The organism is Flavobacterium panici (assembly GCF_903819335.1).
In the GTDB taxonomy this organism is placed as follows: domain Bacteria; phylum Bacteroidota; class Bacteroidia; order Flavobacteriales; family Flavobacteriaceae; genus Flavobacterium; species Flavobacterium panici.
This window is the reverse complement of sequence record NZ_CAIJDE010000064.1, coordinates 1-12,908: the sequence shown is the minus strand read 5'-3', so window position 1 is coordinate 12,908 and position 12,908 is coordinate 1. Positions and strand designations below refer to the sequence as shown.

Genomic DNA, 12,908 nt, shown 5'->3' with positions numbered 1-12,908 from the left:
GTCCAGTTTTATATGTACAAAATAATCCGATGCGATTTTAAAATCCCATCGGGTTCTTATTTAGGTAAAAAACAAACCCGCGAAACCCCGTTTCATCCGTTAAATCCGTGAGCAAAAATCTATACACAAAACCTTTGTAAACTGGACTGAAGTCCAGCTCTACAATATAATTTGTTCCTTCGGAACTATAAAAAGAGCCTTTGGCTCGATCCATATTGTAGGGCTGGACTTCAGTCCAGTTTTATATGTATAAAATAACCCGATGGGATTTTAAAATCCCATCGGGTTATTATTTAGTTTAAAAATTTAATAAAACAAACCAGTGAAAATCTGTTTTATCCGTTAAATCCGTGGGCAAAATTCACACATAAGCCCTTTGCGATCTCCAAATATAATTGTAAAACTTTAATACAAAATCTTGTGCTCTGCGAAAAACCTTTGCGCTCTTTGCGTTAAAAAACCTTAAGAAAACACCACAGTTTTATTACTATAAACCATTGTTTTATGTTCAGAATGTAATTTAATAGCTCTTGCCAAAACAATACGTTCCAAGTCACGCCCTTTCATGATAAAATCTTCAACAGAGTGGATGTGAGAAACCCTGGCAATATCCTGTTCGATAATTGGACCTTCATCTAATTCTTCGGTAACATAATGACTTGTTGCTCCAATAATTTTTACCCCGCGTTTAAATGCAGAATGATAGGGTTTTGCACCCGGAAAAGCCGGTAAAAAAGAATGGTGAATATTGATAATCCTATTTTCGTAAAGTGAAATTAATTTTGGAGTAATAATCTGCATGTAGCGCGCTAAAACAATAAAATCGATATCATACCTTTTTAAAAGCTCAATTTGTTTCGCTTCGCCTTCTTCTTTATTATCTTTTGTAAAAGGAACACAGTGAAACGGAATATCAAAACGTTCGGCAATTGATCTTAAATCATTATGATTGCTAATAATTACCGGAATTTCAATATTCAATTCACCAGCACTATATCTTCCTAAAATATCAAATAAGCAATGATCATATTTAGAAACAAATAATGCCATTTTTGGTTTTTGTTCCTGATTGTACAAATCCCATGACATATTAAAATCGACAGCGAGAGTTTTATTAAATTCTTCTTTTAAGGATTCAATTGTAACTTTCGGATTGGTAAATTCACATTCCAATCGCATAAAAAATACATTTTGCTCCACATCAACATGCTGGTCGATGTAGGTAATATTTCCTTCCACTTTTGCAATAAAAGTAGTTACTGATGCAATGATGTTTTTTTGGTCTTTGCAATGAATCAGAATGGTTATTTTTTGCATTTAGTTTATTTTGGTTAGTAACAAAGTTGCAAAGATTCAAAGTGACAAAAGTTGCTTTTTACCTTTGTAACTTTGAACCTTAAAAAATTATTTTCCGTCCTGCATTGCAAAAACGCTTTTTAATAAAGGTGTTGTTCTTGCACTGATATTATTACGGATATCTTTTTCTTCTACAGCAATCATTTTAAAAACTCCTGCCAGTGCCTGATTAGTTGTATAATCAGTTAAATCAGGATTTACTTTTTTCACTAATGGAATAGTGTTGTATTTGTTGATGATTTTTGTCCAGACAACATCGGCACCTACTTTTTCAAAAGAGCTTTTAATTACCGGATTAAATTTTCCGTATAAAGCTGTTGTTGTGGTTCCTTGTAAATAACTAGTCGCTGCACTGTCATTCCCTAATAAGATATTTTTAGCATCTGTAAACGACATATTTTTAACTGCCGAAACAAATATAGGTGTTGCTTCTTTTACAGCATCTTCGGCTGCGCGGTTTAAAACTTTTATTCCTTCATCGGCCAGCGAGCCAAGACCAATTTTACGTAATGTAGCATCTACTTTTTGTAATTCTTCGGGCATTAAAATTTTTACGGCTTCATTTTTATAAAAACCATCTACTGCGGTTAATTTACTTACTTGTTGCGTAATTCCTTTGTTAAGGGCTTCTTTTAGTCCAGAAGCGATATCAACACCGCCAACTCCCGGAATCTGAGAAGATATTTGCGGTAATTGATTTAGAGTCTGTTGTACCTGCGCACATGACGTTAGAGAAAATGTAACGACTAATAAAAAAATCTTTTTCATTTATTGGGGTTTATTAAGGTTCAAAAATACTACATATTCAAAAATAAAGCCACAATTTATTTAACGGCACGTAACATTTTGTTTAATTATTAACATTCGTAATATTTTAATTTAATACAAAATCAAAAACTTAGCATCTCAGCAACTTAGATTCTTAGAAACTTAAAAAATCTATTTCTTCAATAAATCAATCTCTTCTTTTGTTTTTTCGATATAAACAGACAATTTATCGTATTTCCATTTTCCTCTTTTTGTAGCAACAACAACTAAAGTAGCTTTTCCTTTTGGGCCTTTTATCGGGATTTGTAAATCACAATTTCCGGTATCGTTGCTTGTGCTTATACTTCCACACATCATTCCGTCAGTTTCAATTGGGTTTCCTAATTTTTCAATTACAATTTTATTGTGCTGTACAGCAGTCATCGATTCTTTAAAAGCATCAGAATCTTTCATCATCGATGTTACTCCAAAAAATATTCCGCCAATAAATAAAACAAAAAGAACTAAAAGGCTTAAACATCCTGTTGGTACAAACCATTTCCAGTTTCTGTCCCACCAATTTTTTTGAGGTTGGTAATCGTCATTCATAGTAATAAAGGTTAATTTGTTGATTAGGTTAATTTTCTGAAAGATATTAATTTTCAGATGAAACAAAATAAAAAAATCACCTTATAACTATAAGATGATTTTTTGTTTTTAAGGTTTAACGATTATTAAAAGCTATCTCTTCTAAGGCCTTTGGATTACTGATTACTTTATCCACTTCTTGTTTTCTCATATTGTCCTTATCTCCAGTTCCAGTGCTTAAAATAAGTTTTTTAGGAATAATTGGTGTTTTATCAAATATAGCAGAGTATAGTAAAACTGCCTGTAAAAATCCTCCATCGTTTGTAAAGTGAAGTATATTTTTACCATAACGAAGATTATCTTTATTATTACTTAAATATTTATAACCGCTTTTACCTTCATAAGCATCTTTAACAGCATCGCCAACCCTCAATAAACCTGCATTTTTAATATAAGCGGCAGCTAAAACGGCATTTTTTTGTAATTCTTTATAATAATCATCATATTCTGGATTTGTATATGGTAATGGAGACATATTTTGATAGACATATATGGCAACATCCGGACTATTTTTATGTATTTTTTCTACAATTAATTTTAAATTTGATCTATACTTTTCAAGATCTGTTAATGCAATTGGTGTCGCTTCCTGAAGCACAACAAAATCATAATAATTTCCATCTTTATCTCTATTAGAAAAAATTTGATTCGCTTCTGTTTTATTAGTATAATAAACTTTATCTAGTGAAACTCCCATTGTTACCAATTGTTGGACATTTATATGTTTATTATTAAAATTGCATAATTCCTGAAACAGCGTAGGAGCACTTACAAAATATTCTATTTGGCTATTTCCTATAAATAATATACGTGGAGGCCCGATAGCTTTTGGTGGTTTAGGATTGCTAAGTCCATCAGATGTAATCGCGTTTTGAGTGGTGAATTTATTGCATGAAATAAGTAAAGCTGCTATAATAAAACTAAAAATTAAAACGTATTTTTTCATTTATAAATGGATGATTTGGAATCTGCAAATCTCTGTTTAATCTATCATCATATAAGCCTCAAGATGATTTTAAAATAGTATTTTAAGACAAAAAAATGAGGGTATTACTTTCAACAAAATCTATATATCGTTTTATTTATTTAGAAAATCAGGAAATTTTCAAAGGTTCTATTTAAAAAAAAAATCACCTCATAAAATTTATAAGATGATTTAATTTTTGTTTTGATAAACGAATTACTAAAAGACATTTTTTTTCAAGCTTAGTAGGGTTGCCTGACTGTCTAGATAGGATTTGGTTTATGTAACAAATTATATAACTAAGTTTTTTAGGGACAAAAAAGGCAGTTTAAACGTATTGTAAGCAGTATAGGTTTGGGTTGTAGACAGGATTAATAGTTTTTAAATCTGCCAGTACTGCGTGAGTGTAATTTTGACCGCCAATAGCTAAATAAAATAAAGATTTAGAAAGATAAAGTGGTCTAAAAGGTATTGTATGCCAGCAATTTGCTATATTCTTTAAAAAATGTTTTATGGCATATTTAAAAGTTTTTTCTTCGGGACGAACAAAATAAATAGTTGAACTTTTAGATTTGCTCATCATATTAGGAAACATTATAAATCTTGCTCCTTGCTGAATTAATAAATTTATTTCAAATAGTGTTAATCCATCGATATTTTCTGTTTTCATGATAAATTGATTTTGTAATTAATATTAGTGGTAATATTACACTGCAAAGTTGCGACAGAAATCAAAATATTTTTAGACTTAAAAGTTTTGATATTAATAAGTTAGGCTATTTTTAAAAATAGAAAATCGGGAATTCACTTCAATGAATTCCCGATTTTATTTTATTTATAATTGCTATTTAGTTTGAAGCTACGCCATCAACCGGAAATAAGAAATTATTTAACTCTGTATCTTTTTCATAAACATCCTGATAAAAACTTACTTCTCCGGAATCATGAACCCATGAAGTAAAATAAGTGATGTAAATAGGCACTTTATTTGGCAGTTTAAATGTACTTTCCGTTTTTCCTTCCATTGCTTTATTGATTTTTTCTGTTGTCCATTCCGGATAATCTTTAAGCATGGCAATAGCTAGCTCTTTTGCTTTGTTTACGTTAATACAACCGTGGCTAAAAGTTCTTCTTTCAAAATCAAATAATGATTTTGCAGGAGTATCGTGCATGTAAATATCTTCAGGATTTGGGAAAATAAATTTCACTAATCCAAGAGAGTTGTTTGGACCTGGTTTTTGTCTTACCTGACCATTAACTATCTCCATATTTTTCTCTGTTAGATAATTAGGATCGGCAGCCATCTTCATTTTCAATTCATTATCAACAATACTTTGAGGAACTGTCCAGTACGGGCTGAAAACAATTTTGTCAATATTCCCATTAAATATGGTTGTTTTGGTTACCGCAGATCCCACAAAAACTTTAGAAGTAAGTTCCGGTTTTCCGTTTTTTACATATACTAATTCAAAAGAAGGAATATTTACAATAATATATTCTTTGTCTTTTAGAATTTTTGGAGAAATCCAACGGCATCTTTCCATATTGACCATCAAGGTATTAATCTTGTCTTTTAACGGAATGTTCATTTCTTTAATATGATCTGCAGATAAAATGTAATTTGGTTTAAACCCATTTCTAAGTTTATATTTCATTACACCGTCCATTAATTCACGATCATAAAAATTACTTTTAGAGTCATGATCTAAATCACCCAAAATAAATAATCTCGTTCTAACTTGTCCAATTGTAGGTGTATTGGCGTCAGGTCTAAGATCTTTATAAGGAGATTCGGCGACGATAGGTTTCCACACACCGGCTTTTTCTATTTCTCTGTATTTTTTAAGAGCATCCTGCAATTTATAATATTGGTTAAAAAGAAGCTCGTCATTTTTCTCTAATAAAGTAGGTTGAGTCATTAGAGAATCTAACAAAGTATCATAAGATATTTCTTTTTTTGGAAGAAGCCATCCTGTTTTTTTAGCAGTTTCGGCATCTAAACCAACATACACACGGTTCATATAGATAATGTATGCAGAAGTTAAAAGCATATCAGAATCTGCTTTTGATGGTTTATCGTTTGATCCTTTTTTGAAAATTTGATCAATTTCATATTTATAAGGAAGTTCAAAAATTAAACCTTCCTCATAAGTATCATTTAATTTGTCATACAAGGTTTTTCCGAACTCGTTGATTTTGTCATCTTCAAACCAAATTGATCCGTAAGATCTTGTTTTGTACAAGGAAACAACCTCGTTTTGATATTTTTTTAAATCAGAATACCTTTTAAAGAAATCAGTCAATACTTCACTGTCAACTTTTGTATCTGAATTGTTATTTAGATAAGATTTATTCAAACTTATGTTTTCTCTGGTATTACTATTATTATGCTTTCCAAAAGATAATATAGTGAAACTAAGAGCTAAAATTATGCTTACTGGATATGTTGTTTTCATTTTCATTTCAATTTTTACGTTACTACTTAGATTCGAAAGTTCTGGGTAAAAATTTGGGGCCTTTTCTACACTGCTAAATTACTTTAGGTTATTGATAATGAGTTGCTTTATTACATTTAGATTTTGCAAGATTGCCATGTGGTAGGTTTATATAGTATAAATCAGCTGGTTAGCGTGTTTGTTACCCTAGTTATTAACGAAATCGATATATTTTTTAAAAACATAAAGGTTTGATCGCCATCAAATATTAAAATATTTTGTAAATTGCTCCCTTTAAATTATCATATTCATAAAATGGAACAACAAATACCATATATTCCTAAAAATAAAGTAAGAATTGTAACCGCTGCTTCGCTTTTTGACGGCCATGATGCAGCAATAAATATAATGCGTCGTATAATTCAGTCTACAGGAGTGGAGGTAATTCACCTTGGGCATGACAGAAGTGTAGAGGAAGTGGTGAATACAGCAATCCAGGAAGATGCCAATGCCATTGCGATGACATCTTACCAGGGCGGGCACAACGAATACTTTAAATATATGTATGACTTGCTTAATGAAAAGGGAGCGGGGCACATTAAAATTTTTGGCGGCGGCGGCGGCGTAATTCTGCCAAGCGAAATTTCAGAATTACATGAATATGGAATTACCCGAATTTACGCGCCAGATGATGGCCGTTCGTTAGGACTTCAGGGAATGATTAACGATTTGGTACAACAATCTGATTTTCCTATTGGAGATAAATTAAACGGAGAAATCGATCATATCGAAAATAAAGTTCCTACGGCAATTGCACGTTTAATTTCAGCAGCCGAGAATTTCCCTGAAATTGCAAAACCAGTTTTTGATAAAATTCACGAAAGCAATACCAATTCTATAATTCCGGTTTTGGGAATTACAGGAACGGGAGGAGCCGGAAAATCTTCTTTGGTTGATGAATTGGTTCGTCGTTTTTTAATTGATTTCCCAGAGAAAACAATCGGATTAATTTCTGTCGATCCTTCTAAAAGAAAAACCGGAGGAGCACTTTTAGGAGACAGAATCCGTATGAATGCCATAAATAATCCTCGTGTATATATGCGTTCGCTGGCGACACGTCAGTCGAATTTGGCTTTGTCTAAATATGTTGCCGAAGCGATTCAGGTTTTGAAAGCGGCAAAATACGATTTGATTATTCTGGAAACTTCGGGAATTGGTCAGTCTGATACTGAGATAATGGATCATTCTGATGTATCCTTATATGTAATGACACCGGAGTTTGGAGCGGCAACACAATTGGAAAAAATCGACATGCTTGATTTTGCCGATTTAGTGGCGTTAAACAAGTTTGATAAAAGGGGAGCGCTTGATGCTTTGCGCGATGTAAAAAAACAATATCAAAGAAACCATAATCTTTGGGATAAAAATCCTGATGAAATGCCGGTTTTCGGAACAATTGCTTCGCAGTTTAACGATCCGGGGATGAACACGCTTTATAAAGCGATTATGGATAAAGTGGTCGAAAAAACGAATTCTGAATTGAAATCGACTTTTGAAATCACTAAAGAAATGAGCGAAAAAATCTTCGTGATTCCGCCTCACAGAACACGTTATTTATCTGAAATTGCAGAGAATAACAGATCTTATGATGAAATCGCACTTTCGCAGCAAAAAGTAGCACAGAAATTATACGGAATTTTCAAAACAATAGAATCGGTTTCTGGAAAAGTGCCACAAATCAATAAAGCAGGAATCGATGATTCGACTGTTTTACCAAGCGCAGCACAGCCACATGACGAAAACAGAATCTTTTTAAACCTTTTACTGAATCAGTTTGATAAAGTAAAAATGGATTTAGATCCGTACAATTGGGAAATTATCCTGAATTGGGATGAAAAAGTAGCCAAATATAAAAATCCGGTTTACTCGTTTAAAGTTCGTGATAAAGAAATCAAGATTGCAACGCATTCTGAAAGTTTATCCCATTTACAGATTCCGAAAATTGCTTTACCTAAATATGAAGCGTGGGGTGATATCCTGCGTTGGAATTTACAGGAAAATGTTCCTGGCGAATTTCCTTTTGCTTCGGGATTATATCCGTTTAAACGTGAAGGCGAAGATCCGTCGAGAATGTTTGCGGGCGAGGGCGGACCAGAAAGAACCAATAAACGTTTTCATTATGTAAGTGCAGGATTGCCGGCAAAAAGACTTTCGACGGCTTTTGACAGCGTTACTTTATACGGAAACGATCCAGATTTGCGTCCGGATATTTACGGGAAAATTGGAAATGCGGGAGTTTCTATTTGTTGTTTAGATGATGCTAAAAAGCTGTATTCAGGTTTTGATTTGGTTCATGCTTTAACATCTGTAAGTATGACGATAAATGGGCCTGCACCAATGCTTTTAGGCTTTTTTATGAATGCGGCAATCGATCAGCAATGTGAATTGTATATTAAAGTCAATGAATTAGAAAAAGAAGTTGAAGCAAAAATCAACAAAATATATGCTGGAAAAGGTATTGAAAGACCAAAATACCAAGGCGATTTACCAGAAGGAAACAACGGTTTAGGATTAATGCTTTTGGGTGTTACCGGAGATCAGGTTTTACCTTTAGATGTTTATAATGAAATAAAAGTCAAAACATTATCACAAGTTCGTGGAACGGTTCAGGCCGATATTTTAAAAGAAGATCAAGCACAGAATACTTGTATTTTCTCAACCGAATTTGCTTTACGATTAATGGGCGACGTTCAGGAATATTTTATTACTAAAAACGTTCGTAATTTCTATTCGGTTTCGATTTCAGGATATCATATTGCAGAGGCGGGAGCGAACCCAATTACACAATTAGCATTCACGCTTTCGAATGGTTTCACTTACGTGGAATATTATTTGAGCCGCGGAATGAGCATCAATGATTTTGGACCAAATTTATCATTCTTCTTCTCGAACGGAGTTGATCCGGAATATTCAGTAATTGGTCGTGTGGCACGTAAAATTTGGGCAAAAGCCATGAAAAACAAATACGGAGCCAATGAAAGAGCACAAATGCTGAAATATCATATTCAGACATCTGGACGTTCGTTACACGCGCAGGAAATTGATTTTAATGATATTAGAACAACTTTACAGGCTTTATATGCGATTTATGATAACTGTAATTCGTTGCACACCAATGCGTACGACGAGGCGATTACAACGCCAACAGAAGAGTCTGTGCGTCGTGCGATGGCGATTCAGTTGATTATTAATAAAGAATTAGGTTTAGCGAAAAACGAAAACCCAATTCAAGGTTCATTCATTATCGAAGAATTAACCGATTTAGTTGAAGCTGCAGTTTTACAAGAATTCGATAGAATTACAGAACGTGGCGGAGTTCTTGGTGCAATGGAAACAATGTACCAAAGATCTAAAATTCAGGAAGAAAGTTTGTATTACGAAACTTTAAAACACAACGGCGATTTCCCAATTGTGGGTGTAAATACTTTCCTGAGTTCAAAAGGTTCGCCAACAGTAATTCCGGCAGAAGTTATTCGCGCTACAGAAGAAGAAAAACAATATCAAATTACAATGCTGGATAATTTGCATCAATTTCACGAAGCAAAAGTTAATGAGCATTTAAATAATTTACAGCAAGCGGCTATTAAAAACGAAAATTTATTCGATCATTTAATGGAAGCTACAAAGGTTTGTTCTTTGGGGCAGATTACTTCGGCGTTGTTTGAAGTGGGCGGGCAATATAGAAGGAATATGTAGAATTTTTATTTTTTAATGATATGGAAAAACCTCTCAGATTTTGGGAGGTTTTTTTGTTTTTATGATTTTGATTTATAGAAATTTTGTGGCTTTACGGTTTACCGTACTTTTAATGTATTAGGATTATATTTAGTGGCAAAAAAATAAAAAAAATGAAATTTATAAATAATTTATAGACTAATTATACCAAAAAATCATAGGAAAAACATTAAATTAAATGAAAGTATTTATCAGTTGGTCAGGAGAAAGAAGTAAAAAAGTTGCGGAGTTATTAGATGATTGGCTTCAATGCGTAATTCAAGCTGTAAATCCTTGGATGTCTTCAAAAGATATAGATAGAGGGGCTTTGTGGTTTACAGAAATAAATGACCAGTTAGCACATCTAGTATAGGAATAGTTTGTTTAACTAAAGAAAATAGAAACAAACCTTGGATTCTTTTTGAATCAGGAGCTTTGGCAAAAGGTCTTACATCTAATCGAGTTTGTACATTTTTAATAGATTTATCTCCAACGGATTTAGAAAATCCTTTAGCTCAATTTAATCATACATTTCCCGTAAAAGAGAGTGTTTGGGAACTTGTTAGAACAATCAATATTTCTCTTAAAGAAGATGCTTTAAAAGAATCTGTTTTAGCAAAAGTTTTTGAGACGTATTGGGTTCAATTTGAAAGTGATTTTAAAAAAATTATTGAAACAACTCCAGAAACTGCAGTAATAACAAAAAGAAAAGATAACGATATAATGTTAGACGTTTTATCTACTGTCAGAATGCTAGACAAAAGAATGCGTAATCTTGAATCTACTACTGGAAGGCAACTTTATACTATTGATAATGATTCTGTAACTAGAGATGGTTTTGGTTCTCAAGAAGTAAGAAGTTTTATAAGTAGTTTAATCGAACAAGAATTACCAGAACAAATTATTGTAGAACTTGTAGGAGATAAGTATAAATACCCACGTTCATTAATTAGACGTGAGGTGCAAAGAGCTAAGAAAATTAGAGAAGTTAACGAAGATAACTAATTGTTTTTAATATTGATTTTGTGCAATTATTAAATATAAATAAAATTGAAATCTATCTTTCTTAATAATTTAAACTTAGCTGAAGTTCTTAGCTAGGAATTTCGTAATCTCAAAAAGTCGCGAAGCAATGGTTTTAGAATAGCGTCTTATTTAATAACCAATTATTTAAAATAAATTATGAGTAAAATTTACAATTATTCTGCGTTTTATGTAAATGAACCATTCAGCGAATCATCTCTTGGGGCTCATGCAACTGAAGATTTTTGTTTTTACAATATGCTCAAAGCATGGAAAGGTTCGGATAGTTCTTTCCCATTTAGAAATGCACACGATACAACTTATAATGTTAGGGATAACAGTAATTGGGAGTTGACTCTTAAACCAAGACTTAGAGAAAGACTTAGAAATTCTAAGAATATTATCTTATTTTTAAGTAAAAACACTTCCAATTCACAAGCGCTAAGAGAAGAAATTGATTACGGGATTAATACTTTAGGTCTACCTGTGATTGTAATATACACTGATTTAAAAGCAAAAGAAGATTTACTTACGAACGATAAAAATGAATTAAACAATAGAGTAAGTAATTTATGGAATAAATTGCCAGTGTTTAGGGACTCAAAATCAAAAGTACCTGTATTACACATACCCTTGAACAAAGATGTTATACGTTCTTCTTTAAATAATTCTGATTTTACAGTCGGGTCTGGGAAAAAAACGGGTGATTATTATTATAAAAACTAATTGAATGAAAGTTAATTTTTTTGACAAAGGTGTTATAAACAAATTCTGGGCTTATTTTTCTGCTATATCTGGTGTTTTATCATTCATTTTGCTTTTTAACATTGTACCTGAAGAGTATAAAGAATGGTTAGTATATTTTGGTTATCTGTCTTTTTTTATTTTAATACTTACTTATTTTTTTATATGGCTGAGAGCTAATAATCTTACGAATATAGATATTGATATTGATGGTAGTAGTGTAAATATAAAATGTGGAGATTTATTTTCCCAAGACGGTCTTAAAACTATTGCATTTAACGAATATTTTGATACTGTAGTTGACGACAAAATAATATCTGCTAAATCTCTTAATGGTATTTTTATTAATAAGTATTTTAGTGGAAAAATAGATGAACTGGATGATTTTATAGTAAATAATTCAGATGAATTAGATATACTTAACAATCAGGTCAATAGAAGATTGGGTGGTAAAATAGTAAAATTCAAGTTAAGTACAATTTTTGTTTATGATGAATTCATACTAACTGCGTTTTCTAAATTTGATGAGGACAATAAAGCAACTCTGACAATGGCAGAATACATAGAATTTTTGATTAATTTTTGGGATAGAGTTAATCGTGTTTATGCTCAAAAATCTGTTTCTGTTCCGATTTTTGGTTCTGGAATCACAAGAATAAAAGAACATAAAAATATTAGTGATGAAGATTTATTAAAAATAATGTTATGGACATTTAAATTAAGTGAAATGAAATTTAAATATCCGGCTAAATTAACAATAGTTGTACATCAAGATAAAATTGGGCAAATAAACTTATTCAATGTAAAATCCATCGAATTAGGATTGTAACTCTCGTGCATTTCTTTGCGTTCACGAGCGGGACGCTCGCGCCAGCAGAAAATTAGCATTGTCGAGTTTCTTACGGAGATTTCTCCTCCGTCGAAATGACAATATTGTGGTTATTTTTAATAAAGTTCTATAAAAAGTTCCGAAGGAACGAAACATATTGTAGGGATGGATTTTAATCCATCATGACAAAGAAATTCCATAATTAATTCCATTTGCCTGCACCAGCAAAACAATAAAATACCATGAAGTTTGTCCCCCGCTAGCGCGAGCGTCCCGCTCGTGAACGCAATGTCTTGTCCTAAAATAGGTTTACACAAAAGTGTAAAAGTATGGAAAGATATTCAAGGACATCACCTTCAAAATGGCAGTCTCAGTATAGCGAAGAATT

At 32.2% G+C, this 12,908-nt stretch carries 11 protein-coding genes; 5 read left to right on the top strand and 6 right to left on the bottom strand.

The genetic code is table 11. The features are described from left to right. Positions 1 to 462 precede the first annotated feature (462 nt). The 6 genes from purU to FLAPXU55_RS22380 all read right to left on the bottom strand — a co-directional run bounded on the left by purU (position 463) and on the right by FLAPXU55_RS22380 (position 6,171). Entirely contained in the window at positions 463 to 1,317 is an 855-nt protein-coding gene (gene purU / locus FLAPXU55_RS22405) for a formyltetrahydrofolate deformylase (RefSeq protein ID WP_180861507.1), read from the bottom strand. A gap of 87 nt (positions 1,318 to 1,404) precedes the next feature. Further along, a complete protein-coding gene (locus tag FLAPXU55_RS22400; protein ID WP_053474130.1) occupies positions 1,405 to 2,124 on the bottom strand; it encodes a DUF4197 domain-containing protein in 720 nt (239 codons plus the stop codon). Between the two features lie 171 nt (positions 2,125 to 2,295). After that, entirely contained in the window at positions 2,296 to 2,712 is a 417-nt protein-coding gene (locus FLAPXU55_RS22395; RefSeq protein ID WP_180861505.1) for a cytochrome c oxidase assembly factor Coa1 family protein, read from the bottom strand. Positions 2,713 to 2,827: 115 nt separating this feature from the next. Continuing rightward, positions 2,828 to 3,697 (bottom strand): hypothetical protein, encoded by an 870-nt coding sequence (locus FLAPXU55_RS22390; protein ID WP_180861503.1) that lies wholly within the window; start codon positions 3,695 to 3,697, stop codon positions 2,828 to 2,830. Positions 3,698 to 4,043: 346 nt separating this feature from the next. Further along, positions 4,044 to 4,385 carry a hypothetical protein gene (locus FLAPXU55_RS22385; protein ID WP_180861501.1) on the bottom strand — a complete coding sequence of 114 codons (342 nt, stop codon included), beginning with the start codon at positions 4,383 to 4,385 and terminating at the stop codon, positions 4,044 to 4,046. A gap of 178 nt (positions 4,386 to 4,563) precedes the next feature. Beyond that, positions 4,564 to 6,171, bottom strand: a complete 1,608-nt coding sequence (locus FLAPXU55_RS22380) for a L,D-transpeptidase family protein (protein WP_180861499.1) — start codon at positions 6,169 to 6,171, stop codon at positions 4,564 to 4,566. Between the two features lie 294 nt (positions 6,172 to 6,465). Between FLAPXU55_RS22380 and FLAPXU55_RS22375 the strand changes: the two genes are divergently transcribed. The 5 genes from FLAPXU55_RS22375 (at position 6,466) to FLAPXU55_RS22360 (ending at position 12,520) form a co-directional block, all read left to right on the top strand. Then, positions 6,466 to 9,906, top strand: a complete 3,441-nt coding sequence (locus FLAPXU55_RS22375) for a methylmalonyl-CoA mutase family protein (RefSeq protein WP_180861497.1) — start codon at positions 6,466 to 6,468, stop codon at positions 9,904 to 9,906. 217 nt (positions 9,907 to 10,123) lie between these two features. Next, the gene (locus tag FLAPXU55_RS24040; protein ID WP_219637281.1) at positions 10,124 to 10,297 is read left to right on the top strand and encodes a hypothetical protein; all 174 of its coding nucleotides are present in this window, start codon (positions 10,124 to 10,126) and stop codon (positions 10,295 to 10,297) included. 62 nt (positions 10,298 to 10,359) lie between these two features. Then, positions 10,360 to 10,929, top strand: coding sequence for a hypothetical protein (locus FLAPXU55_RS22370; RefSeq protein WP_219637280.1), 570 nt, complete (start codon positions 10,360 to 10,362; stop codon positions 10,927 to 10,929). A 177-nt stretch (positions 10,930 to 11,106) separates the two neighbouring features. Further along, on the top strand, positions 11,107 to 11,673 hold the full coding sequence (locus tag FLAPXU55_RS22365) for a TIR domain-containing protein (protein ID WP_180861495.1): 567 nt from the start codon (positions 11,107 to 11,109) through the stop codon (positions 11,671 to 11,673). Between the two features lie 4 nt (positions 11,674 to 11,677). Continuing rightward, entirely contained in the window at positions 11,678 to 12,520 is an 843-nt protein-coding gene (locus tag FLAPXU55_RS22360; RefSeq protein WP_180861493.1) for a macro domain-containing protein, read from the top strand. The last annotated feature ends 388 nt before the right edge of the window (positions 12,521 to 12,908 follow it).

Coding starts and splice junctions, on each gene's coding strand:
- FLAPXU55_RS22375 (WP_180861497.1), top strand. CDS start 6,466: ATGGAACAACAAATACCATATATTCCTAAAAATAAAGTAAGAATTGTA.
- FLAPXU55_RS22365 (WP_180861495.1), top strand. CDS start 11,107: ATGAGTAAAATTTACAATTATTCTGCGTTTTATGTAAATGAACCATTC.
- FLAPXU55_RS22390 (WP_180861503.1), bottom strand. CDS start 3,697: ATGAAAAAATACGTTTTAATTTTTAGTTTTATTATAGCAGCTTTACTT.
- FLAPXU55_RS22400 (WP_053474130.1), bottom strand. CDS start 2,124: ATGAAAAAGATTTTTTTATTAGTCGTTACATTTTCTCTAACGTCATGT.
- FLAPXU55_RS22395 (WP_180861505.1), bottom strand. CDS start 2,712: ATGAATGACGATTACCAACCTCAAAAAAATTGGTGGGACAGAAACTGG.
- FLAPXU55_RS24040 (WP_219637281.1), top strand. CDS start 10,124: ATGAAAGTATTTATCAGTTGGTCAGGAGAAAGAAGTAAAAAAGTTGCG.
- purU (WP_180861507.1), bottom strand. CDS start 1,317: ATGCAAAAAATAACCATTCTGATTCATTGCAAAGACCAAAAAAACATC.
- FLAPXU55_RS22380 (WP_180861499.1), bottom strand. CDS start 6,171: ATGAAAACAACATATCCAGTAAGCATAATTTTAGCTCTTAGTTTCACT.
- FLAPXU55_RS22360 (WP_180861493.1), top strand. CDS start 11,678: ATGAAAGTTAATTTTTTTGACAAAGGTGTTATAAACAAATTCTGGGCT.
- FLAPXU55_RS22385 (WP_180861501.1), bottom strand. CDS start 4,385: ATGAAAACAGAAAATATCGATGGATTAACACTATTTGAAATAAATTTA.